35 protein-coding genes and 1 tRNA gene are annotated in these 22,229 nt (G+C 62.3%); 27 read left to right on the top strand and 9 right to left on the bottom strand.

Translation table 11 applies throughout. The annotated features are described in order from the left end of the window. Genes BMW35_RS07190 through BMW35_RS07185 form a run of 3 tightly spaced genes read left to right on the top strand, consistent with a single transcriptional unit; the run spans nt 1 to nt 2,777 of the window. The gene (locus tag BMW35_RS07190; RefSeq protein ID WP_089668688.1) at nt 1–852 is read left to right on the top strand and encodes a serine/threonine-protein kinase; all 852 of its coding nucleotides are present in this window, start codon (nt 1–3) and stop codon (nt 850–852) included. Further along, nucleotides 853–2,094: a hypothetical protein gene (locus BMW35_RS15320; protein ID WP_143052170.1), complete on the top strand. Its 1,242-nt coding sequence runs from the start codon at nt 853–855 to the stop codon at nt 2,092–2,094. It abuts the gene before it with no gap. Further along, complete coding sequence (locus tag BMW35_RS07185; RefSeq protein WP_089668687.1) at nt 2,091–2,777, top strand: metallophosphoesterase family protein; 687 nt, start codon at nt 2,091–2,093, stop codon at nt 2,775–2,777. The genes BMW35_RS15320 and BMW35_RS07185 overlap by 4 nt, the downstream gene beginning before the upstream one ends. A gap of 446 nt (nt 2,778–3,223) precedes the next feature. Here the strand turns inward: BMW35_RS07185 and BMW35_RS07175 are convergent, their stop codons facing one another. Together BMW35_RS07175 and BMW35_RS15315 are read right to left on the bottom strand one after the other, a co-directional pair. Beyond that, complete coding sequence (locus BMW35_RS07175; protein WP_143052169.1) at nt 3,224–4,012, bottom strand: CAP domain-containing protein; 789 nt, start codon at nt 4,010–4,012, stop codon at nt 3,224–3,226. 242 nt (nt 4,013–4,254) lie between these two features. Then, on the bottom strand, nt 4,255–4,827 hold the full coding sequence (locus tag BMW35_RS15315) for a hypothetical protein (protein WP_143052168.1): 573 nt from the start codon (nt 4,825–4,827) through the stop codon (nt 4,255–4,257). Between the two features lie 153 nt (nt 4,828–4,980). Between BMW35_RS15315 and BMW35_RS07170 the strand changes: the two genes are divergently transcribed. Beyond that, nucleotides 4,981–6,291: a hypothetical protein gene (locus BMW35_RS07170; RefSeq protein ID WP_089668685.1), complete on the top strand. Its 1,311-nt coding sequence runs from the start codon at nt 4,981–4,983 to the stop codon at nt 6,289–6,291. A 27-nt stretch (nt 6,292–6,318) separates the two neighbouring features. Here BMW35_RS07170 and BMW35_RS07165 read toward each other — a convergent pair whose 3' ends face one another. Next, nucleotides 6,319–6,567: a DUF8053 family protein gene (locus tag BMW35_RS07165; RefSeq protein ID WP_143052167.1), complete on the bottom strand. Its 249-nt coding sequence runs from the start codon at nt 6,565–6,567 to the stop codon at nt 6,319–6,321. Nucleotides 6,568–6,651: 84 nt separating this feature from the next. Here BMW35_RS07165 and BMW35_RS07160 point away from each other — a divergent pair, with 84 nt between their 5' ends. The 21 genes from BMW35_RS07160 (at nt 6,652) to BMW35_RS07065 (ending at nt 16,432) form a co-directional block, all read left to right on the top strand. Next, nucleotides 6,652–7,383 (top strand): ICP22 family protein, encoded by a 732-nt coding sequence (locus tag BMW35_RS07160; RefSeq protein ID WP_177170794.1) that lies wholly within the window; start codon nt 6,652–6,654, stop codon nt 7,381–7,383. Continuing rightward, a complete protein-coding gene (locus tag BMW35_RS07155; RefSeq protein WP_089668682.1) occupies nt 7,380–7,910 on the top strand; it encodes a hypothetical protein in 531 nt (176 codons plus the stop codon). The genes BMW35_RS07160 and BMW35_RS07155 overlap by 4 nt, the downstream gene beginning before the upstream one ends. A gap of 25 nt (nt 7,911–7,935) precedes the next feature. Continuing rightward, the gene (locus BMW35_RS07150; protein ID WP_089668681.1) at nt 7,936–8,490 is read left to right on the top strand and encodes a hypothetical protein; all 555 of its coding nucleotides are present in this window, start codon (nt 7,936–7,938) and stop codon (nt 8,488–8,490) included. Then, entirely contained in the window at nt 8,487–8,771 is a 285-nt protein-coding gene (locus BMW35_RS07145; protein ID WP_089668680.1) for a hypothetical protein, read from the top strand. Before BMW35_RS07150 ends, BMW35_RS07145 begins: the two co-directional genes overlap by 4 nt. A 3-nt stretch (nt 8,772–8,774) precedes the next feature. After that, on the top strand, nt 8,775–9,569 hold the full coding sequence (locus tag BMW35_RS07140) for an ATP-binding protein (RefSeq protein WP_245708147.1): 795 nt from the start codon (nt 8,775–8,777) through the stop codon (nt 9,567–9,569). 2 nt (nt 9,570–9,571) lie between these two features. After that, nucleotides 9,572–9,727: a hypothetical protein gene (locus tag BMW35_RS15545; protein ID WP_177170793.1), complete on the top strand. Its 156-nt coding sequence runs from the start codon at nt 9,572–9,574 to the stop codon at nt 9,725–9,727. Between the two features lie 89 nt (nt 9,728–9,816). Further along, on the top strand, nt 9,817–10,113 hold the full coding sequence (locus BMW35_RS07135; protein WP_143052166.1) for a hypothetical protein: 297 nt from the start codon (nt 9,817–9,819) through the stop codon (nt 10,111–10,113). Beyond that, nucleotides 10,113–10,643, top strand: coding sequence for a hypothetical protein (locus BMW35_RS07130; RefSeq protein ID WP_089668678.1), 531 nt, complete (start codon nt 10,113–10,115; stop codon nt 10,641–10,643). Before BMW35_RS07135 ends, BMW35_RS07130 begins: the two co-directional genes overlap by 1 nt. Before the next feature lie 2 nt (nt 10,644–10,645). Continuing rightward, nucleotides 10,646–11,389 (top strand): hypothetical protein, encoded by a 744-nt coding sequence (locus tag BMW35_RS07125; RefSeq protein WP_089668677.1) that lies wholly within the window; start codon nt 10,646–10,648, stop codon nt 11,387–11,389. Between the two features lie 16 nt (nt 11,390–11,405). Then, nucleotides 11,406–11,624, top strand: coding sequence for a hypothetical protein (locus tag BMW35_RS07120; protein ID WP_089668676.1), 219 nt, complete (start codon nt 11,406–11,408; stop codon nt 11,622–11,624). Then, nucleotides 11,617–11,829 (top strand): hypothetical protein, encoded by a 213-nt coding sequence (locus BMW35_RS07115; protein WP_089668675.1) that lies wholly within the window; start codon nt 11,617–11,619, stop codon nt 11,827–11,829. The genes BMW35_RS07120 and BMW35_RS07115 overlap by 8 nt, the downstream gene beginning before the upstream one ends. Next, nucleotides 11,829–12,194 (top strand): hypothetical protein, encoded by a 366-nt coding sequence (locus BMW35_RS07110; RefSeq protein ID WP_089668674.1) that lies wholly within the window; start codon nt 11,829–11,831, stop codon nt 12,192–12,194. The genes BMW35_RS07115 and BMW35_RS07110 overlap by 1 nt, the downstream gene beginning before the upstream one ends. Further along, complete coding sequence (locus BMW35_RS07105; protein WP_089668673.1) at nt 12,194–12,532, top strand: hypothetical protein; 339 nt, start codon at nt 12,194–12,196, stop codon at nt 12,530–12,532. Before BMW35_RS07110 ends, BMW35_RS07105 begins: the two co-directional genes overlap by 1 nt. 1 nt (nt 12,533) lies before the next feature. Then, nucleotides 12,534–13,226 (top strand): hypothetical protein, encoded by a 693-nt coding sequence (locus BMW35_RS07100; RefSeq protein ID WP_089668672.1) that lies wholly within the window; start codon nt 12,534–12,536, stop codon nt 13,224–13,226. 60 nt (nt 13,227–13,286) lie between these two features. Continuing rightward, entirely contained in the window at nt 13,287–14,555 is a 1,269-nt protein-coding gene (locus BMW35_RS15540) for an ICP22 family protein (RefSeq protein WP_177170792.1), read from the top strand. Continuing rightward, nucleotides 14,556–14,735, top strand: a complete 180-nt coding sequence (locus BMW35_RS07090; protein ID WP_089668671.1) for a hypothetical protein — start codon at nt 14,556–14,558, stop codon at nt 14,733–14,735. Then, nucleotides 14,735–14,980, top strand: a complete 246-nt coding sequence (locus BMW35_RS07085) for a hypothetical protein (RefSeq protein ID WP_089668670.1) — start codon at nt 14,735–14,737, stop codon at nt 14,978–14,980. Before BMW35_RS07090 ends, BMW35_RS07085 begins: the two co-directional genes overlap by 1 nt. Beyond that, complete coding sequence (locus tag BMW35_RS07080) at nt 14,973–15,224, top strand: hypothetical protein (RefSeq protein ID WP_089668669.1); 252 nt, start codon at nt 14,973–14,975, stop codon at nt 15,222–15,224. Before BMW35_RS07085 ends, BMW35_RS07080 begins: the two co-directional genes overlap by 8 nt. Further along, on the top strand, nt 15,221–15,628 hold the full coding sequence (locus BMW35_RS07075; protein WP_089668668.1) for a hypothetical protein: 408 nt from the start codon (nt 15,221–15,223) through the stop codon (nt 15,626–15,628). Before BMW35_RS07080 ends, BMW35_RS07075 begins: the two co-directional genes overlap by 4 nt. A gap of 142 nt (nt 15,629–15,770) precedes the next feature. Further along, nucleotides 15,771–16,004 (top strand): AbrB/MazE/SpoVT family DNA-binding domain-containing protein, encoded by a 234-nt coding sequence (locus BMW35_RS07070; RefSeq protein WP_089668667.1) that lies wholly within the window; start codon nt 15,771–15,773, stop codon nt 16,002–16,004. Further along, entirely contained in the window at nt 16,004–16,432 is a 429-nt protein-coding gene (locus tag BMW35_RS07065) for a type II toxin-antitoxin system VapC family toxin (protein WP_089668666.1), read from the top strand. Before BMW35_RS07070 ends, BMW35_RS07065 begins: the two co-directional genes overlap by 1 nt. Before the next feature lie 73 nt (nt 16,433–16,505). Here BMW35_RS07065 and BMW35_RS07060 read toward each other — a convergent pair whose 3' ends face one another. From BMW35_RS07060 to BMW35_RS07040, 6 genes are all read right to left on the bottom strand, one after another. Next, the gene (locus BMW35_RS07060; protein WP_089668665.1) at nt 16,506–17,090 is read right to left on the bottom strand and encodes a tyrosine-type recombinase/integrase; all 585 of its coding nucleotides are present in this window, start codon (nt 17,088–17,090) and stop codon (nt 16,506–16,508) included. A 415-nt stretch (nt 17,091–17,505) separates the two neighbouring features. Further along, on the bottom strand, nt 17,506–17,745 hold the full coding sequence (locus BMW35_RS15310) for a hypothetical protein (protein ID WP_143052165.1): 240 nt from the start codon (nt 17,743–17,745) through the stop codon (nt 17,506–17,508). Next, the gene (locus tag BMW35_RS07055) at nt 17,735–18,202 is read right to left on the bottom strand and encodes a hypothetical protein (protein ID WP_089668664.1); all 468 of its coding nucleotides are present in this window, start codon (nt 18,200–18,202) and stop codon (nt 17,735–17,737) included. Before BMW35_RS07055 ends, BMW35_RS15310 begins: the two co-directional genes overlap by 11 nt. Further along, the gene (locus tag BMW35_RS07050) at nt 18,199–18,393 is read right to left on the bottom strand and encodes a hypothetical protein (protein ID WP_143052164.1); all 195 of its coding nucleotides are present in this window, start codon (nt 18,391–18,393) and stop codon (nt 18,199–18,201) included. The genes BMW35_RS07055 and BMW35_RS07050 overlap by 4 nt, the downstream gene beginning before the upstream one ends. 211 nt (nt 18,394–18,604) lie before the next feature. Further along, nucleotides 18,605–19,201 (bottom strand): helix-turn-helix domain-containing protein, encoded by a 597-nt coding sequence (locus tag BMW35_RS15830; protein WP_089668662.1) that lies wholly within the window; start codon nt 19,199–19,201, stop codon nt 18,605–18,607. Nucleotides 19,202–19,450: 249 nt separating this feature from the next. Then, nucleotides 19,451–19,524 (bottom strand) — tRNA-Val (locus BMW35_RS07040). A 300-nt stretch (nt 19,525–19,824) separates the two neighbouring features. Here BMW35_RS07040 and BMW35_RS15880 point away from each other — a divergent pair. Next, complete coding sequence (locus BMW35_RS15880; protein ID WP_245708146.1) at nt 19,825–20,157, top strand: DUF192 domain-containing protein; 333 nt, start codon at nt 19,825–19,827, stop codon at nt 20,155–20,157. Between the two features lie 82 nt (nt 20,158–20,239). Continuing rightward, the gene (locus tag BMW35_RS07030) at nt 20,240–22,162 is read left to right on the top strand and encodes an ABC transporter ATP-binding protein (protein WP_089668660.1); all 1,923 of its coding nucleotides are present in this window, start codon (nt 20,240–20,242) and stop codon (nt 22,160–22,162) included. The last annotated feature ends 67 nt before the right edge of the window (nt 22,163–22,229 follow it).

Below are 22,229 nucleotides of genomic sequence, written 5' to 3'. Positions count from 1 at the left end.
ATGTCCATCCAGCGGATTTCTCTGGACCTCGTCCAAGAGGAGTTTCCAGATCATAACCTTACTGACCACCTCGATAGTGGTGGGCAAAAAGACGTTTTCGTAGGAGAGTGGCGAGGTGAAGAGATAGTTCTCAAAACTGTGATAGTGGATAGCTATGAAGCCTCGAGGCGGGCAAAGCGAGAAGTCGAGGCTATGGAAAAAATCAACTCAAATACTCTTGTCGACCTAAAGCAATCATTCCCTGCTACGATTAACGACCACGAACTTCTGGTGATGGTAGAGGAATTTGTATCTGGACAAACCCTTCGCGAGCACCTGAATAACAACGGCCCGAGCGTCAACTTAGGATTCGACGTTGCAGAGACGCTGCTAACCGTTCTGCAGGAGTTCAATGAGAAATCGATGGTACACCGTGATATCAAGCCAGAAAATATCATGATCACTCCTGATGGGGAGACTAAACTCTTGGACGTCGGGATCGTACGCATGTTGAATGAAGAAGGATTAACACCAACAGCTCGGTCATCTGCCCCAGGAACAACGAAATACTCTGCTCCTGAACAGCTGAATAACGACAAGGAGAAACAAGATACGAGAACGGATATATTCTCTACGGGCATCGTGATGGCCGAATGTATGACTGGAAACCACCCGTTCAATGCTGTTGACCTCCCTGTTCAAGAGGCAATACACACTGGCGAATGGTTAGAACTCGAGGGTGAACTGGATATGCCTATTTCAGAACACCTAGGTTACTTCTTAGACTTCATGCTCTCTCCAAATATGAATGAGCGGTTTAACAACCCTGAGCAGGCTCTAAAACAACTAACTGAAATTCGGGACCGGATTTAGATGTTCGACAAACCTTCCTACCTGATTCAGTTCGGGTACAATGGGCAGACAATCGTTGATAGGGCTCTGACAAACGACCACATGGATGGGGTCATTCTAAGCCCGACCGATTACCCCATGGGGAAAAATAAAACATTGGCACAGAAAGTCAATAATCAGGGGAAGACGGTACTTTTTGACCCTCAATATTATATCCCTCGGACAGAGCGCGACGCAGCACAGAGCTATCCATACTTTGAGTCAAAAGGAGGGAACGAATTTGAAACGGTAGTGGTTCAGCGAGAAGGTCAGCGTGAGGAGCTTTGCCGCGAAATTCTGTCTGTACAAGATAAAATGGGCGTTGATGCATATATTTCTCCGGCGCGGCATGTTGACGCCTTAGTCGATAGGAAAATCAACGAATGGAAGGACCTCACAGAGTCATTTATTGAAATCGCTCGTGAAGACGGTCAAGATATCCCGATTTTTGCAGCTCTACCTGTTGAAGGTGATGTAATCTCTCACCCAGACGAGCGAAATGAATTCTTGGATTATGTCACAAGTATTGACCCGGATGGATTCTACGTTTCTGTCCAGTATGAAATGGGTCAGAGATACCCCCTCACGGGCGCTCAAGATGTTCATGCCTATGTTGACCTGATGAAATCCCTAAAAATGAATCAGTTTGAGGTTATAGCAGGACACAGCCACCAGATTGCCCATCTCCTATTTGCTGCAGGGGTTGATGCATTCGCATCCGGTCACTACAAGAATACAAAGGCGTTTGACGTGGGTCGATGGGAGCCTGATGATGAAGGGTTTGGGCGAACAGTGATCTACTACTATTCAGATGAAATTTTGAATGATATCCGGGTTGAGCAAGGTCTACAGAACCTAGATGCATCTGGGTTCGATATCTCTCGACTCCGGACGAAGTCTCCCTATGACGGTGATCTATTCGCTGCTACAACGCCGGAGAGCTCTGAGTGGAAACTTAGTGAGGAATCTTGGGATCATTATATCTCTGCCTGCTTCCAGATCTCCCGGAAGTACCGAAATAAGGACTTACAGGAGAGAATTGACTTTGCAAAGAATCATCTCGAACAAGCGGCTAATTTGCACGAAGACATGCTAAACTACGTCAATGAGGACGAGCTAGATTCCGTTGACGCGGATGTCTTCGACCAGTGGCCTTCGGTATTGGAATCAATCGAGGCTGATCTTGAGAACCCTCTGAAGAGGAAAATGCTCGAAATGGGATGAAAATCGGCGTAATATCTGATATCCATTCGAATTCGATAGCTCTTGAGCAGGTACTGGAAGCTCTCTCCGATCGTGGTGTTGACGAAATCTTGTGCGCTGGGGATCTTGTCGGGTATGGCAGTCAACCCAATCGAGTGATGAGATTACTGAAAATTGCAGATGTTGAATCTGTAATGGGTAACCATGATGAGGGAGTTGTGAACGGAACGCCGCCAGAATTCAATGTACAGGCTAAGCGTGCCTTGGATTGGAACCGGCGAAATATCGATAGTGATTATGTAGAGTTGCTAGATCAACTTCCTCTTCAAATCCGGAAAACGATAGACGGGTCTGAAATCTTTGTTGTACATGGTTCACCCCGAAACCCACTCTCCGAATACATTTATGAATCAGATCTGGACCGAGGGTTCCTAGAATTTAGCTTTAAATCACCTCCTGAAATTTTGGTATTGGGGCAGACCCACACACCATTCATTAAGAAAATTGGGGACACTCTGGTGATAAATCCAGGAAGCGTAGGACAACCCCGTGATGGTGACCCTCGTGCCTCCTGCGCCATTCTTGATTTAGCTGAAATGGAGGCCGAAATACTCCGAGTAGATTACGACCAAGAGGCTATGGCTGAGGATATTCTTGAAGTACTGCCGAAACCTCTTGCAGAGCGTATCCTCTACGGTGAATAAGTGAGGAGACTTGCTTCACTTTGATTCATAGCCAAGTTACTTTCTCTCGCCGCTGCTGCGCTTTCACCGAGTATTGCCCGAGGTAGTGCTCACGGAACGTATCCCAGTCTTCCCAGCCGCCGTACTCCATCACGAGCCCGGACTCAACTTCGCGCTCACAGAGCAGCGTACCCCACAGCCGACGGGAATCGTGCGGACTCAGGTACGTCCAACCGTCGTGCTGCTCGCCCGTGTGGTCGAAGCGCCCGACCCGCAGCGCCCCCTACTCTCCAGAGACCTCCATGTCGTGCTCCTCGATGAAGTGGTCGACCACCGCCGGTAGCCGCTGTTGATTCGACGCGGCAGACAGCGCGGCACCGCAGACGACGCATTCCATGTCCCCGGCTCAAACTTCTCTGGAAATTAGACCTTCGAGTCCGCGCCATACGCGACTCGTTGCCGGGATACTAATCGACGACGACGAGTAGGAAGATGTCGCCGTCCTCGCCGACGTGTACATCGAGGCCGATCTCGGAGAACTCCGTGCTCAGCAGCGGATCCCGGAATCGGGCTTCGCTCATCCAGCTATCCACAGTCCGCCTGGCGAGTTCGCTGGCGGAGTCGAAGCCATCGATCGACCGCGACGAGGTCTCTGTCTCCCAGTGGTTCGAGACGGCGTGATACTCGGAGACGTTGAATTTGCCGTCTACCTCCTCCGAGGTTACAGCCCTGACGTTGCTGCCGCCCTGCTTGACGTACATCTTGTTGTAGTACTCGGCGAAGGCGTCGACGTTCTCTGCTGACGAGAGCGTGAATAGACCCTGACTCTCCCGCTCGTCGTTGACGAGCCCACGCATCTCCGTCTCGACGGTCTCGAAGCGGATGCCGCTGGCCTCGTCAGCCTTGCCCGGAGCTTCCATTGTCGGGTAGTCGTCGCTGGTGAGGTAGACGTAGCCACCAGCACCGAGTACGCCGACGATGCCCAGCCCGTAGAGCACCTTCCGCCGCGAGTGCTGCGACGGTGACGGAATCCCGTCGTCGCCATCGTCACCGCTCTCGTCGATGCTGTCCGGGTTCACCTTCCGGAACCCCATCGCACCACACTCGTTGCACGGCGGGCTCTCATCCCGGTGAATTGCGCCACACTCGGCGCACGCTTTGACCTCTTCTGCGGGCTGGAAGCTCATCGTCCCGCAGTTCTCGCAGGGTGGCCCGTCGTGGTGGTACCGCCCGCACTCAGTGCAGCGACCAGCCATTTGACAACGCACACTCAGGTCAAAAAGAAAAACTCTACGCCTCGACCGTCGGCTGTGCTTGCTGGCAAAACGCCGGCCGTTACATGTACGCGGGGAAGTCGTGTTCGTCCGTCCGAACGACTTGCCACGCACCGCGGTCGAAGCGCTCGACACGCAGTGCCGTTCCTACGCTCCGGAGACGTCCATGTTGTGCCCCTTGACAAAGAGGCCCCCCATCGCAATTAGTGGCTAAAATAAGCAGTTCACGAATGTGACTCGATGTTGTGGTTATCTTTCCAGTTATCAATCGGTGGCCTGATTCTACTGCGTATTTCCTCCATTACTTCCTTGTATTCTGAATTAAACTCGTGCGGGTCAAAATCGGGTGTGTTTGTTGGGTTAGATGTGTTTTGAGATACAGATTGGTGCATCCACTTGTTACAATTACTAACACTATTGGCGAACTCGTTTATAGATTCAGTAAATTCATCGTCCCCCTCAAATGCCAGGTAGCGCCCACGTGTCTTGAAGAAATCCTCTATAACCGGCACAAGCTCCTGCTCAAGGAGCTGTTCCTGATACTCCGCCGGGGCGTCGTTAACAGCAGGGTACAGTCTATCAACTGTAAGTTTAGCCATATTTGTGGCCTCTGCCAGTTCAGTTAATGCTTTGATCTCTTCCTCCGCGTAGATTTGACCAAACTGACGCTGGTCAATAGATGACTGTCTGTTATTGGTTACTCTACTGTTCCAAAACGCGGAAATAGATGGTCGTAGTACCGCTCCAACCAATCCACCTCCGACAGCAACAAGCGCCGTAGTAAGCTCAGAAGCCATTAAATCAGTATACGAGGTTTTCATTTAACAAGTTTTTGAATTTCTGTAAAAATAGCCACATCTGTGTCTCATAAAATCACTAGTCATACCGCTGTTGTATCACTCGTTCCAGTAATCCCGAAAGTTAATCGGAGAATACTGTCATGTCTGCGTATGAAGAAGATTCAGCGGCGGCAGATGCTACTTGCTTCTGCCGGAATACTGGCCGGCACAGCAGGCTGCGCTTCGGACGACAGCAACAGCGACGACAGCATCAAGGACTCCGACGGCGACGGCGTCATCGACAGTGAGGACTACGCACCCCGTGACCCAGACGTACAGTCCCGTGAGGACCTCGATTCGACCCCGACCGCTACGGCGGAGCCCACGGAAACGACGACACGGCCGACCACCACAGCCCCGACGACTACAACGACGACCGAGGAGCCTCCGAGCCAGTCCAGTAGCGAGATGCTGAATGCGACTGTCCCGTCAGCCCGCACCGGCGTGACCCATTACAACGGCCGCGAGCTCGTCGTGAAGGTCCGGGACTACCCGGAAATCGAGCAGGACCCTGCTCGCCTCGCCGTGATAACTTCTGGATTCCCCGACGGTGAGACCTACGCATCCGGTCGGAGCGAGACATTTACACCGCCCTCCAATGGCGACGACCCTCGCGAGATCACGGTTTCTGTCGAGGGTGATCTTCCCGAAGACGAACGAATCTTCCACTCGATTGTTGCCATCCCCGACAAGGAGATTTCAGAGGTCTCGGCAGAGGAGGTCACAAGGCTCGGCGAATCGGCCGCATTCAAACTCAACGGCACTTCGATTGAGCGCGACGAGCCAGATTATCTGCCAGACGAGGACGAGACGGATTCCTTCTCTCGTGTCGAGCACGAAGGCTCGTTCAACCTCGACTATTCGGGGAGTACCAACGGGAGAGAGTGGTCGGCTGGAATCTACTTCTACAAGTCCGCCTACGCGACTATGCGTTCGGAGCCCCGCGGCCGTGACTACGACGAGTACGTCGCCGTCGCAAACAGCAACGGGAACGCAGAGGCACTTGCTGGCATCCTCGACTCGACAGCCGAGGACAACGGCTTCGAGAGCAAGCGGGAAAAGGTCGAGTTCGTGATTGACTTCGTCCAGAGCCTCCCGTACGTAACCGACGACGTGAGTCGGGGATACGACGAGTATCCGAAGTTCCCGACCGAGACGTTGGTCGACTCAGACGGGGACTGCGAAGACACTGCAATCCTCCTCGCAAGCATCCTACAGGCCGATCCGTTCAACTACGACATGATCCTCATCGGGCCCCCGGAACACATGGCTGCGGGAATCTACAGCGAGGAGATCAACGGGAATTACTACGAACTCGACGGCCGCGACTACTACTACATCGAAACGACCGGCACGGGCTGGGGTATCGGAGACATCCCGGAAACCTACGACGGAGAGCGCGCGACTCTCTATCAGGTGTAGAACCTGCGCGAAATCTCCAAAACGGCCCTACGCCTCGACGGTCGGCTGTGCCTGCTGGCAGAACGCGGGCCGCTCCATGTACGCGGGGAACTCGTGTTCGTCCGTCCGGACGACCTGCCACGCGCCGCGGTCGAAGCGCTCGACGCGCAGGAGCGTCTCCTCGATCTCCAGGGGCTCGCCACCAGTGCCACCAGAGACCAGCTGTTCGTCGCGAAGCTCTGCCATCGGCAGCGTCACACCCACCGACGTTCCGCCGATGGACACCAACTGATTCATCGCCATAACTACACTCAGACCCACGGACGACAGCCCCCTAAACGTTGCCGAGACTATAGTGCGAACACAGTAATCCGGCCGTCTTTGCGCTTCTCTGTCCTCTATTCCTCGCGTATCGACGATGCAACTCAACACCACAGCGGAGGCCGTCTGACCGTGCCCGATCCACACTGGTGCCCGGTCGAGGACTGCGGGTTCGGCGTCGACGAGCGTCGGTCGCTCGGTTCGGTGCGCTCGCACATCAACGCCGAGACCAGCGAGGGCCACGACTGGAACGCCCTCAAGCCGGAGGTCCACGACCAAGAGGGGGAAAGCGCGGAAGAGCAGGGCGAAGCAGCCGAAACCTCGCCTTCAGTGGGGGGCGAATCGCCCCCTGAAGGCGCTGCTACTGACGGCCCCGAGAGCGACGAGGGAGAATCGGGCGGAGAGCAGACTGAAGGCGGCGAATCCTCGCCTTCAGAGGCGACCGAGAACGGCTCTGAGATGGCTACGCCAGACGAGTACGAGCAACAGCACCAGCAAGAGGCGACCGAGAGCAGCGACGACGGGGGCAGCGAAGGCGAGTCGTCGGGCGATTCGCCTCCCCACGACGAGCAATCGGGTACAGCCGACGAAAGCGGGGGCATTCCCGCTCCGAGCACCCGCACTCTCCTGCTGCTCGTCGGCGTCGTCGCGGTTGCCGCGGTCGTCTACCACGTCGCGCTGAAAGACGGCGACTCCGCCGCAACTGCGGACGTCGAGGCCGCCACGGCCAGCGACGACGAGGACAGCGACGACGGCCAGACCACGGCAGACCCGGAGGAGCTCTGGGAATGAGCGAGCAAGAGCCAGAGGCAGAAGGCGAGGAAGAGCAGCCCGAAGCAAGCGAAACCAGCGAGAACGAGGACAGCGAGGAGCAGCCCGACATCGAGCCCGACGAGCGGGCCGACATGGGCGAGCTGGCGGACCTCGCCGACCAGGTTGAGGCGGAGGCCGGTGCCGACGTCGACGACGAGGAGACCGAGGACGACACCGAATCGAGTGACGAGGACGCGCCAGCCGCACCTGCCGAGACGGGGACGACGGACTGGGGCGACCTCTACGTCGGTACTGTCACCACAGGCCTGAACGCCGTCATCGACGAGTATGGCGACGAGGACGCCGACCACATCGACGAGTCCCTCGCCCGCGACCTCCACCTCGACGAGTACGTCAACGACTGGATGGCCCAGCAGGGGAAGGCCGAGATGGACCCCGCCCAGGGGATGCTCATCGCGACCGCCGCCCTCTGTGCCACCGTTCTCGTCAGTCGCACCGACCTCCCGAACAAGGCCGTCTCGAAGCTTCAGCAGGACAATGCGTAACCCACTCAGCGCAGCGAAAGAGCAGATGACCGAAGCCACCGGCGCACAGATGTTCGACCAGTTCCGCCCCCAGATGCAGGCGCTCTCGCAGGTCGTCGCGGAACGCGAGCGCGCCCAGCTCCAGCTCGCCCAGCGGCTCGCGGAGGCCAGCGATGCGGACATCTCGGTCGACGAACTCCCAGACGCCGAGGAGCGGGCCGCCCAGCTCGAAACGATGGCGGAGCGAGCGAGTCAGGCCGACCTCGTCGGCTGGTACTTCGGGGAGTTCGTTCCAGACCACCTCGACAACCCCGACCGAGCGCAGGCCTACGCGGACCTGAACGACGACGAGTGGCAGGCACAGAAGCAGTCGTGGGCCGAGAACTACCGCAGCACCTCCCCGGAGGCCGAGGCGTACAGCGACGACGAACTGGCCGCGCTCCACGTCGAGAACACCTTCGGCGTCCCCCTCGACGAGTTCGAGGCGAACGTCGTCGACTTCCGGCCCGGAGAGGCGATTCAGGACGTCCTCACCACGAACCTGCGCACTGTCGAGGCCGTGATGACCGCCGTCGCCGAGGACATGGAGGGGTCGGCGTGACCTACACAGAGGGCTTCGACTCCGACGGTCTCGCGGACGAACTCGCGTTCGCGTTCGCCGTGTTCCTCGCCCTGATGTCGGTCTTCGAGGCCATCAAGTCCCTCACTGGCGGCGACGAGCCGGCTCGGGAGCCGACCGAGCAGTCGCTCACTCTCAACGAGGACGCCCTCCGGCGGCTGGAGGACGGCGAGACAGTCGTCGTGCCGCGGTGGCACGGTCGCGACCTCGAGATCGCCGGCACGCAGGTGATCGACGTCGAGCCCGTCGAGGACGAGGACTGAACCGTGAACGGGCTGCTCGCGGCGAAGTCCGGCTGGGGGAAGTCGTGGTACACGCAGGCCTGGACGGAGGCGAACGCCGAGGAGTACGACCGGCTGGCCGTTCTCGACTTCAAAGACGAGTACCGCGGGCTCGTCAAGGCGGGGCTGGCGAAGCACTTCATCGTCGGCCCGCGAGAGGCCGAGGCGTTCGGCGTCGACGAGTGGGCGCAGTTCCTGGAGGCGAATCCGCGCGTCGTGCTCTGTCGGCACAATCTCGACGAGGAGACGTGGCGCGAGGAGGTCGCGGACCCCGTCGCGAAAGCGAACCGCCGACTCGCCGGGTCGTCGCTGACGGTCATCGACGAGTCGCACTTCGTCGCCCCACAACGTGGCAGCGTCCCCGACGGCGTGAAGGGGCTGGCAACGACCGGCCGCGGCGAAGACGCCAGCAGCCTCTGGGTCACGCAACGGCTGACCGAGATGGACGAAACCGTGCTGGCCCAGATGATGTTTACCATCCTCGGCGGATTCACGTCCTCGGGCGACCTCTCGAAGGTTCGCAGCATCATCGAGTACACCGCCGACGTCCACAACCCAACGCTTGACGCCGTCGGCACGCTCCCCGACGCGCTGCTCGTCGACGGCGACGCGCTGCCGCTCCGGAAGTTCACCGACGACACCGGCGACACCGTGGGTAGCGAGTGGGTGTTCGCCGACGAGAGCGGCCACGTCGAGCGCAAGGACACCAGAAACGTGGCGATGCAGAGCACGCACTACGGCGCGCAGGGCCAGCACCTCACCGACCCGGAGGCGACCTGACGATGGCGAAACCGAGCGAGAGCACTACGCTCTACGGCGACAAGGCGGAGCTGTTCCGGGAGATCAAGGACGAGATGAGCGACCGGAAGGGCTTCGAGCCCGGTAACGCGGAAGCGGTCGCCGAACTCATGGCGTTCTGGCACCAGAACCACCGCTGACACCCAGCGGGACCCGACGCCTCTGCGCGCTTTCTCGCGCTATCTAAGCCGGATTCGTACAAACGGGCCGGGGTTCGGGTAGGACTGCAATGGCAGCTACCAGTGACGCGATGGACGCCCTCGACGAACTCGCCGACCCCGAGTTCTGGATGCAGGCCGGCGCGGTCTTTACCGGCTTCATGGGGCCGACTGTCGCGAAGAACCTCATCGAACCGAACACCAGCTACGACATCCCCGACGAAGCCTACGGCGCGCTCGTCGTCGCCGGTGCGCAGTACTCGCCGGCCTACAAGCGCGAACTGATGCTCGGCGGCGGCCTCTACACCGTCGACCAGCTCGCCGTCCGCTACAACCTCAAGCAGCACATCCAGGAGGCCGGTAACTGATGGCTGGCTCCGCGAACATCTTCCTCGATCAGGGCGCGACCGGCAACAACGTCGAGGCGCAGGACGGCGTCCCCGGACACGAGACTGCCGTCCTCACCTTCAGCCCCGACCGCGGTACCGTCGTCCGGCTGCTGAACGCGGTCGCTGCCGGCTCCAGTTCGGGCCTGCCGCTGTACCTGAAGCCGCGAGACAGCAACGGCGACCCGCTGCCCATCGGCACCACGACCGTCTACCTCGCCGTCAAGCGCGCGGGCCAGCGGTCCTTCCACCGTATCAGCGAGGAGATCACGAACATCGGCCACTACGTCCGGAACGACGTCACCACCCAGCAGGACGCCGACAACATCGACCAGAGCAAGGTCGAACTCGAGTACCCCGAGGCCTCCGACAAGGGCGGAACGCCGTCGAGCGTGACGATTCGCCACATCGACGAGTTCGCCATCATGGTTGAGTCGACGGCCGCCTGGAGCGCCGCCGACTCGGTCGCACAGCTCGACACGGACGCCATCGAAGGCCCCTTCTCCAACTGACCATGGCGGGAATCCCGGCCAACATCAAGAAGAAACTCAAGCAGACGGGGCGAGACCGCCGGAACCTCTCCCCGCAGGCCTTCGACTGGCGAGCCAACTCGATGGGCAGCCGCAGCCGCATCGCCCGCCTCCGTGCCGACGTCGCCTACAAGCTCCTCGGCAAGCAGTCCGACCGCCCGCTGGAACTGGCGCTGCCCGCCTACGAGAGTCTCGGCCCGACCGACGGCAGCGCCGGTGACACCGAGACGTTCACCGTCTCCCACGGCATCCTCGACTGCCCGAACACGCAGGATGTCGTCGTCTGGCTCGACGGCGACTACTACGGTGCCCCCGACTCCGTCGACCGCTCGAGCGGCGACATCCAGGTGACGGACTCGGGCACCGGCTCGACGATCCACGTCTTCTACATCCCGAACAAGGCGGGCACCCTCGAGGTCGAGAAGGCCGCCGAGGGGTCGACGTCGACGTCGAAGAATCTCAAGACGGTCTCGGTGAAGAACATCCACCGGAAGAACCTCAGCGAGCAGCCCGAGTACTTCGAGTTCCGCGACGGCTCGGACCCGCTGGAGCCGTTCGTCGCCGCCGACATGACTCTCGACGTCTACGTGGACGTGCCCTACGTCACGCGTTTCGAGGACCCCGACGGCGACGGCGCGGTCGCAACGAACGCCCTGCTGAACTTCACCGCGATGCAGGGTCGCGACGTCGTGCCCGGCCTGAAGGCCGAGGTCACGGCGTCGATGTAGCGTCGGAGGCCAACAGATGACCACCAATCTTTGGGACACTACCGAGACCGAGAGCAGCAGCACCGACGCGACCGCCACGACGACCGCGGCACCGTCGCCCACCGCGGGCGAGCAGTCGCCGCTCGACGCCGCTATCGAGGCGTCGTCGTGGAGCCGAGCGGACATCGAGCTCGCGCTTCAGGTCGTGCAGGTCGCGCTGCTCGCGATCTGGGTCTACCACACCTACCATGAGTGACACCACCAGCACCGACGACGAACCGACGACGTGGGCGGAATCGCGCGAACAGGCCGACATCCACGGAAAGAAGCGCCCGCTTGCACCTCAAGAACGGCGGCAGGCCGAACGCCGACACGGCCCGCAGTTCGGCCGCAACGGTGACGAGGAGGCCGACAGTGACGACCTTGCCAGCGTCGACACCAAGCACGGGGGTGATCTCTGATGCCGGACCTGATTCCGGCACCGTCGCCCGACGACCGGCCGTTCGCTGAAACCGCGAGCGTCGACCTCGCGAGCGGCGAGGAGATCACGCTCACGTACGAGCCCGTGAGCAACGACGCCATGTTCCGCGTCGGAACGGTCGCCATCTCGAAGCGCGCCGACACCGAGTACGTCCTGCGGATGGACGACGAAGTGGTGTTCGGCCCAGCGCCCGTGCCGCCGACGGACGTCGACGACCTTCAGGTGACGTTCACTCCGGCACTCGGGTTCAGCCACTCAATGGAGGTCGTCGTGCGGAATCTCTCGGCGACGACCGGTGACCGCGAGTACGCAATCCAGCCGGTCGGCTACGAGGTGATGCGCTGATGCCCGTCGGAGTCTCCGGCGACATCGAGGAGTTGCAGGGTCGCGCGACGCTCCAGCGCGGTCTGACAGACGGTGCTGAGGACATCAGCACCGGCACCGCCAGCATGCTCGGCGATACCTCCTCGTGGACGCTGTACCTCGGGACCGAGGGCGCGGTCAACGTCGAGGTGTCGCTGTCACCGGACGGCGGCGCGACGTGGTACGTCGCCCCCGAGAGCCCCGTGCAGTTCGATGCGGCTGGCGCGGACATCATCGCGATGGGCTACGACGCCAGCGCGGTTCGCCTCGAGGCCAGCGACGAGACGGCTGTCGAGGCACAGGTCTACGAGGTGGTCTGAGATGGCGACGTGGCCTGCAGACTCCATCTCCTCCGGCTTCGTCTACGTCGCCGATGCCGCACCCGAGAACCCCAGTGAGGGTGAAACGTGGTACGATCTCGGCACCAACGAGGCAAAGGTCTACGACGGTGTGGAATGGCACTTGCTTACTGTCACCGACCACAGTGAGGTCGGCGGCGTCTCGGCGGGCCAGCACCGGAGCGACGCGAACGTTCGGGCGACCGTCGACGGTCAGGTGGACGCCGAGACGGTCGATGGTCGGCACGCGAGCGACCTCGGGATGTCTGTCACCGAGCAGTCTGGCTCAGATAGCGCGATCACTTCTGGCACCGAGAACTTCAGCAGGACGCTGTTCACGACCGGCGACGTGATGATGCCGTTCTATATTCGGGGGACGGTGAGCGTCGAGACATCGACTAGTAGCACATCCCCGTCGGCCGATACGAGAGTCAGAGTTTACGCAGTCTACGAGGACGGCACCGAAGACAACATCTGGGGGACTGGGGTGACCGGCGACAGTAGTGGAGACGGGACGCAGGACTTCAGCGTCCATCATCAGTCTGCCGAATGGGGGCTTGCTGCGAAGCCCCTCTCACACCTCCGCGCAGACGCAGTTTACGATTCGGAGAACCCGAACGGAGCCTCGATTTCCTCCAGCCACAGCGTCCAGATAACAGTTGGAACACTCGGATAACACAATGCAGAATCATACGAGTACGGCCCCCAGCCGGCCGCACGACGGAGGGACCGACTGATGGACAACACGAAGCGAGCGCAGGCGGCGTGGGCGGTGCTGCTGGCGCTGCTCGGCCTGCTGGCGTTCGGTAGCGGCCTGCTGCCGTCGTCACCGGCCTCCCCGAGTCCGTCTCCCAGCGGCCCGGGAACCGGGTCTGGCACCGGCAGCGGCTCGGGGGTCGGAGCTGGCTCCAGCAGCGGCTCCGGCTCGGGGAGCGGGTCTGGCTCTGGAACTGGTTCGGAGTCTGGGTCCGGGAGTGGTTCCGGCTCCAGCTCTGGCTCCGGTGACGGCTGGACGCTCCCTGACGATAACGACGAGGTCGACCCGGGGACAGACTCGCCGACGGACCCGACGCCGGAGGACCGGCCGGGCGAGGAGACTGGCCCGGGTCTCGTCGAGGACGAGCAGGACCGGTTCCCCAGCGACGACGAGGAGAACGCCGAACACAACGAGGAGTTCTTCGAGGGCACCGAGGACTTCGAGGACGCGACGACCTACGGCGACAGCGACGAGCCGGTCCCGGAGTTCGATTCTATCGAAGACGTCCAGGAGTACGCCGCGCGGTCGAGTGCGCCACAGAGTGGGGCGGTCGACGCTGGCGCTGCGAATCAGCCGATTCACGAGAGCGGCACCGGCCTCTTCGAGTACGCTCGCGAGAACCCGACGAACGCCGCTGTCATCGTCGGGGGTGGCGCTGCGCTGGCGGCCTCGGGGACGGGGCTGGTGCTCAGTGCGGCCGGCTACACGACCGCTGTCTCGACAGCGCAGGCCGCCAGCCTCGCAGCCGTCGGCGTGCCCGCCTCGACCTACGAGAACGCCGACGCGGAGCTCCGCGAGCTGGTCGACGGCGAAGAAGACAACTCCGGGAGTAGCAGCGACGAAGACGAAGGTAGCGACGACGGCCCCAGTAGTGACCCGTGGGAGGACTCTGGCGGCGAGCAGGCACCAGAGCAGGATGACGACTGGCAGCCCGAGGACGGCGGGCACTCTCCCGGACCCAGTATCGATCCCGGGGGCGGCAGCGACAGCGGGAGCAGCAGCGACCCCTGGGACGACTCGGGCGGCGAGCAGGCCCCGGAGCAGGGCGACGACTGGCAGCCCGAGGACGGCGGTCACTCGCCCGGTCCGGGGATCGACCCGGACGACGGCAGCAGCGACGATGGAGGCAGTCGCAACGACGACAGCGGCGACGATGCCGAGGAGTCTGACCTGCCGTTCACGCCGGAGCCGGACCCCAGCGACGGCTGGATGCCCGGGAGTGGCGGCCACACGACGGGGGTGATGTAGATGGGTGACGGACCCGTCTCTGCCGTCGAGTCGGTAGCGTTCCTCGTCGTGATGCTGGGTATCGTCTACATCGTCGTCGAGGCGCTGGAGGCCGCGCCAATCGGCTTCCAGACGCAGGCCGACGACTACATCGAGGACGCAGCCGGCGGCGTCGACGACGTCTGGTCGGAGGTGGCCTGATGACCTGGACGCAGGTCGTCATGGCGATCTCCGCGGTCATCACCGCGCTGTCGGCGCTCGGCGCACTCTCCTACACTCGACAGGCCGCCCGGGATGCCCGCTGGAGTCGTCGTGCTCTCGAGGGCGAACAGCACAGCGACGGGCTAATCGAGTGCGTCGAGGAGAACGAGCAGCGGTCGCGAGCGAACGAGCGGGCGCTGCGGCGGGTGGACCTGCGGACAGACGGAGGCCACTGCGATGACTGACACCGAGACCACCGACGACGTGGACGTGCGGCATCGACTGACCAACGACGGACTGGCTTACGTGCTCGTACTCGCGAACGTGGGGTTGCTCGCGGTCGCGCTCGCGACCCGGGTCGAGGTACCGGTGTTGCTCTGGCGGGTGTTCGCGCTGTCGGTCGCGCTCGCGGCGACGTGGGCATTCGGAAAGGGCGCGCTGAAAGCCATCCTCGGGGCCGTCCAGAACGACGGTGGTGGTGGGTCGTGACCTTTCCGGCTGAGTCCGTACCGGACGGGGTCATCGGTGCGCCACACCACCTGTACGTCGGCGTGCTGGTGCTCGCAGTTGCCATCCTCGTGGTGGCTGACGACTACGCCCAGCGCGAGCCACTGCTGGCGCTCACGGGCACGCTGACGGCGCTGTTCGCGTTCGCGACCGTCTGGCCGTACTACCACACTACCGGCGCGCTGCTGACGCTGGCGGGCCTGGTCGTTGCACTCCTCGGTGTCCTGTGGCCCGGCGGCATGTGGAGTGGCTACCCACTCGTGTGGCGGTTCGTCGCGTTCGTCGGCGTGGTCGTCGGCCTTGACGACGCCGCAAGTCATGCCTTCGGTGTCTGGACACCGCTGGATACAGTCTGGAAAGTAGGCATCTACCCAGTGCTCCCCTGAGTCACACCGAGCGTCCGAGGGCTCTCGGTGGGCTGTATCGGGACGCTATTTTCGTCTTGCCGTCAGAGGCTTCGAACAGTGGGCGGTGTTCGAACCCACATGTGGCGCAACATGTATTGGCTGTTGACTCCAATACCCGTCTATGGCGGCCGAAGAGACGAAAGTCAGCGACCGTGGAATGGTGACGATTCCCGCCGAACTTCGGCGTCAGCTTGATATCGAGCCGGGAGACAAGCTCCGCTGGACACTGAACGACGAGGACAACCTCTCGGTAGAAATCGTCCACCAGCAGGAGGGCGTCTTCGATGACTTCGAACCCGTCGACGCTGGTGAGACGAACGCCGTCGAGGCCGAAGACGAGTTCGGGGGCGAGTGATGCCGGCCACGCTCCTGGACACGAACGTTCTGTTCGCAAGCGCCAGCGCTCGGGACGAGTACCACGAACAGAGCCGGGAGATAGTCAGAGAGATCGACCACGGCGCGCTGCCGACGGCCGTCGTGACGAACTACGTCGCTGCAGAGACACTGAATCTTGTCGGCGAGAGACTCAGCCCCCGTGCTGCCAGCGGAATACTCGACCGTCTGGTTGAGGGCGCACACTTCGAGGTGAAACACACACCGAAGACGGACTTCAACGCCGCCCAGGCAATCTTTCGGCGCTACGACGAGCTTTCGTTCGTCGACGCGACCATCGCTGCGTACATGGACCGTAAAGACATCGACTACCTCTACTCGTTCGACGACGATTTCGACGTTCTCGATGGCGTCACCCGACTCGACACTGCCGAGAATCCGTACCGGTAGCGTAGCTCTTGGTTTCCTCTTCGCTCGGTGATACACGGTCGTCACACTTGGCCGAAGAATTCGATAGCGGGCCTTACAGCCAGTCGACTTTCTGGCGTTCGCGTTTCTGTGCTTCCGGGCTGAAGCGGCCCTGGTAGTGTTCGAGGAAGGTTTCGAGGTCGTTCCAGCCGCCCCAGTCGCAGGCCATCAGCGGGTCGACGTCGTCGTTGCGGAGGTTTGTCGCCCACGTCCGCCGGAGGTCGTGGAAGCTCAGGTGCCGCCACGCCTCGTCGCCGTCCGCGGCCAGCTCCCCAGCAGCGCGCTTGATCCAGCGGCGGAGAGTGCGCGTCTGGTTCGTCGCGACGAGCGGCGTGCTGTCGTCCTCGTCGCGGACGTCAGCGACGGTGGAGATCGTGGTCCGCAGGTCGCGGGGCATCGGTGTCTCGCGGAACTGGTCGCCTTTTCCGTGGTAGACGCGCAGCATCGTGCCGGCGTCGGTGTCGACGACGTGTTCGGGCGCGACATCGAGGACCTCGTGGCTGCGGAGTCCGCAGCGCGCGCCCAGAGCGAGTGCGATGCGGTGTTCGGTGTTCTTCGCGGCGTCGAGTAGTGCGTCCACCTCGCTGGCGGAGAGCCACACCTTCATGCCGTCCTTGTTGTCGTGTTCGCGGAGATTCATCGTGTCCGTGTTGCCTGCAAGCCGGTCAGTTTCGCAGCAATTCGAGGCGTTTTGATGGTCGCGACGGCCGGGAATCAGCCGAATCTCGTCCGACTCTCCCCCAATTCCCGGACGCCACCGAAGTGCGAGAACTGCTCGCGTTGCGTCCAAGAGCGAACTCGCGCTCCGCCAGCGCCGTAGGCCCAGACAGTTGCGCCGAGTAGATGCTCGCGAGCGATTGCGCGACGATCTCGGCTGCCGAGGTCTTCACGCGTCATCGGAACTGCTCCATTCCATCGCAGTGACTTGTTCAGCCCACACACCGTGGGACGGGTTTGCCTCTGCGTGTTGTGCAGCGATTCCAACCGCGTTCCCGGCCTCCCCGCCGAATTCGCAGTCGTCACATCCGTAGACCCCCTTGATGACGCCGCTACTGTCAGGCTTCATCTGCTAACACCTCCTGAGCGACGAGTTGTGCGTCCTCGGTAGGCCGGTCGGTTTCATAGACTGCGCTGACGGCGTGCCTGTCACGTTCCGCTTCGACAGCATCCATCGCTTGCTCCCAGTCGTCCGCGAGGACGTAGGTCGTCGCAGATGCCCAGTCGTTCGCCCTGCCAGCGTCAGAGTGAACCCGGTAGGTTGCACGGCCGACTTCCGATCTGTCATCAGTCGGCACCTTCGGCCACCCCCTCACCGGCCGCTTCGAGGGCGTCCAACGTCTCACCTGCGCCATCTGGGTCGTCTGGGTCGGGCGTCGTCGGCTTCTTCCCGTCGACGACGTCCGGCGGCCGGACCTCGACGATGACGTGGTGCATCCGCGGTGTCACGTCGAGGTAGCCCAGTCGGTCCAGCGGCTTCAACACGAGCTCCTTCACGATCTCCTTGCCCAGCGAGAGCTTTTGGGACAGCACCGTCTGGACCACCTCGTACTGCATCGTCTCCTCGACGCCGACGTATTCGCGGAGCCACGCGTAGGCCGCCCGCTGCTTGTCGGTGAGCCGGGCGTCGTCGACAGCGCCGTTCTTCAGCCGGTACAGCCGCACGGCCTCTCGCACCAGCTCACTCTTGTTCTCCGCGTCGTCCAGATACTCGTCGAGGTCCTCCTCGTCGACGCGGACAGTGTGCCGACTCACGCCGAACCACCCCCGACGAACGGCGTCATCTCACACAGTGACGCTCCTGCTGCGATGCCGATAATGTAGTAGACCGTCACACCACTGGCGAACATCCCTACCGCGGTTTGGCCCGGATAGACGTACCCCGTCAGAGCGCAGGTAACGAACATGGTGACCACGATCGAGTCAGTCGAGAGGTCCTCACTCATGCCGACCACCCCGCGGCGACTCGCGTGCGAGCGTCCGCGCGCTGCCCCCCTTCGGGGGGCACAATATCGCGAGTGCTTGGACGGGCGGGCACGCGATAACTACTATTCACACCGACGGGGAGGGGTGGTATGACACGAGCGACATCCGCTCGCAGCGCACTCAGCGCGGCCGACGTGCTGGATTCAGCGTGTCTGACAGCGCGAGCGGCTGTCATAGCTGACCCTCCGGGCGGCCGAACTCGCGGCCATCCGCGCCAGCCGCCGGCTTGACGAACTCCCCGCCGTCGGTCACGGGCTCGCGGGTCGCGCTGGCCTCCGTGACCTGGAGGCGTTCACCTTCGGCGGTCTCGACGTGAGCGAACGCGCCCTGACGGAGCGTACAGAGGTGCGCGCACGGTGACGCTGGGTCGTCGCGGTACTCCCAGCCGTTGCAGTCACACCATCCCTGATAGCTGCCCTGACGCCGTAGCAGCGCCGTGACGTGGGGGCTGCCGTCGGGAAGCTGGAGCAGCCACGCGTGGCTGTTGAGCTGTCGAATCTCGGTTGCCGGAGCCAGCGGGGCGGCGCGCTCCCAGCTCGTCGAGCGGGCGTCGCGCTCCTCGAGGAAGTCCACGGGTTCGGCGACGGCCGCGAAGGCGTCGGCTGCCGCCGCGAGCTTGTCCTCGGCACGCCTGAGGTGGTTCCCGACTGTCCCCTCTGAGCGCTCGGTCTCGCGAGCGAACATCCGAACCGGCATCTCGCCCGGAGCGCGGCACGCACTCCACGCCTCGTACTGAGCCGGTGAGAGAACGTCCTCGACCACCGTCATGGGCCCGCGTTCACCCCCACTGGGCCACAGTCGCAGTCCGGACAGACACGGCGAGGGAGTCCACCCGGCGACGTCGATGGGCGCAGCCTCGCGCCGCAGTCGGGGCAAAACCGCCTCATGGACGGCACTCACCCTGTTCGAGCGCGGGGCAGCGGTCGCCGGCCGGTTCACCGCAGAAGCGACAGATCTCTCTCGCGGACTGAGAGACAACGAAAGCGGCAGAAACGGCCGCTTTGCCTTTATTTCCTATGGGTTCGGGCGGATTTGAACCACCGACCTCGGCCTTGTAAAGGCCGCGTCATGACCAACTAGACCACGAACCCACGTACTCGAAACGAGCCGTCGGGCGGCAAAAACCGTTTCCCTTCGCCGGAACGGCCAAACCCCGGGCTACCCTACACCGCGGCATGGACTGGCGTACGCTGGGAGTGGTCGCGCTGCTCGTGGTCGCTGGCTGTGCGGGGTCCCCGCTCAGTGCGTCAGAACCCGGGACGGATGGTGATGCGACGGCCGCGACGACTGCGACGGCGTGTTCACCGACGGCGCAGTCGACAGCGACCGCAGAGCGCCCCCGCGTAACCGTCTGCGACCGTGAGCGAAACGACCGTCTCGGAGCTGTCACTGTGGAAATCGCCGACACGCCGGACGAGCAGTACACGGGCTTGAGCGAGCACGAGTCCCTCGGTGCGGACGAGGGGATGCTGTTCGTCTACCCGGACGAGGGCCGGCACACGTACGTGATGCGCTCGATGGACTTCCCTATCGACATCGTGTACGTGGACGCCGACGGCCGCATCACCGAAATCCACCACGCGCCCACCGAGGACGACAACGAGGACCTGACGCCGTACCCGGGTCGCGGGAAGTGGGTGCTCGAGGTGCCGTACAACTGGACGGTCGAGCGCGGCGTCGAGGAGGGCGACAGGGTCGTCGTCGCGGGCACCGAGGGTAGCTGACGGCCGGCTGCTGCCCGCGTCCGCGGGAGTGTTTCGATTCGTAGGAAACGTTTTTTGCAGATGACTACTTCTGGTCAGGGACATGAGTACAGCAACGGACGACGACGACCCCTTCGAGGAGCAACGGGAAGAGGTCGACAACGCGATGGTCCAGTTGTTCAGTGAGTACGGCCGGGACCACAGATTCGAGGCCGTCGTAGCGGTCATCGCCAGTGTGTTCGCGCGCGTGCTCGACCTCGCGCCGCCCGTCCTCCTGGGGCTCGCCATCGACTCTGTCATTCAGGACAACAAGGCGTTCCTGCCGTGGCTCCCCGATTCGGTGGTACCACCGAAAGACCCGGGAAAAATTCTCTTCATGGGCGGTCTCATCGCGGGGTCGTTCCTCCTCGGCGCGGCGTTCCACTGGATCCGCAACTGGGGGTTCAACTCCTTCAGCCAGCACATCCAGCACGAGGTCCGCACCGACACGTACGACAAGATGCAGCGCCTGAACATGGACTTCTTCGCCACCAAACAGACCGGCGAGATGATGTCCATCCTCAGCAACGACGTGAACCGGCTGGAGCGGTTCCTGAACGACGGCCTGAACTCGGCGTTCCGGCTGTCGGTGATGGTGGTCGCCATCGGCGTCTACCTCTTCTTCGTGAACTGGCAGCTCGCCATCCTCACGATGCTGCCGGTGCCCATCATCGCCCTGTTCACGTACCGGTTCGTGAAGGCAATCCAGCCGAAGTACGCCGACGTCCGGTCGTCGGTCGGCCACCTGAACTCCCGGCTGGAGAACAACCTCGGCGGCATCCAGGTCATCAAGACCTCGAACACCGAGAGCTACGAGTCCGAGCGCGTCGACGACGTCTCCCAGGGCTACTTCGACGCGAACTGGGGCGCTATCACCATCCGCATCAAGTTCTTCCCGGCGCTGCGCATCATCTCCGGCGTCGGCTTCGTGCTGACGTTCGTCTTCGGCGGGATCTGGGTCGCGGAGGGCGCGCCGGCGTTCTTCACGGGCACCCTCGACGCCGGCGAGTTCGTGACGTTCATCCTGCTGAGCCAGCAGTTCATCTGGCCGATGGCGCAGTTCGGGCAGATCATCAACATGTACCAGCGGGCGCGGGCGTCCAGCGAACGCATCTTCGGGCTGATGAACGAACCGGCGCGCATCGAGGAGAACCCCGACGCCGCGGAACTCGACGTGGACGAGGGCGAGGTCGTCTACGACGACGTGACGTTCGGGTACGGCGACGACGAGACCATCGTCGAGGACATCGACTTCACGGTCGACGGCGGCGACACGCTCGCGCTCGTCGGCCCCACGGGAGCCGGGAAGTCCACGGTGCTCAAGCTCCTGCTCCGGATGTACGACGTCGACGAGGGCGAAGTCCGAGTCGACGGGCAGGACATCTCTGACGTGACGCTGCCGAGCCTGCGGCGGCACATCGGCTACGTCAGCCAGGACACCTTCCTGTTCTACGGCACCGTCGAGGAGAACATCACGTACGGCACCTTCGACGCCGACCGCGAGGACGTGGTCGATGCCGCGAAGGCCGCGGAAGCCCACGAGTTCATCCAGAACCTCCCGGACGGCTACGACACGGAGGTCGGGGAGCGCGGCGTCAAGCTCTCGGGCGGCCAGCGCCAGCGCATCGACATCGCGCGGGCCATCCTCAAGGACCCCGAGATTCTCGTGCTGGACGAGGCCACGAGCGACGTGGACACGGAGACGGAGATGCTCATCCAGCGCAGCCTCGACCGCCTCACCGAGGACCGCACGACGTTCTCCATCGCGCACCGGCTCTCGACAATCAAGGACGCCGACCAGATTGTCGTCCTCGAAGACGGCGAAATCGTCGAGCGCGGCACCCACGACGATCTCATCGGCGAGCAGGGCCTGTACGCGAACCTCTGGGGCGTGCAGGCCGGCGAAATCGACGAACTGCCCGACGAGTTCGTCGAGCGCGCCGCGAAGCGGCAGGCGGCCGTCGACGCCGACGGCGAGGACGACTAACCCCGCCTCTGCGGTTCCGTATCGCGCTGCCGGATGACAGCCTACAAGCCACCGGCTCGCGTGGCTC

Origin of the sequence: Halobacterium jilantaiense (genome assembly GCF_900110535.1) — an archaeon.
Lineage (GTDB): Archaea > Halobacteriota > Halobacteria > Halobacteriales > Halobacteriaceae > Halobacterium > Halobacterium jilantaiense.
This window is presented reverse-complemented; position numbering and strand designations above follow the sequence as displayed.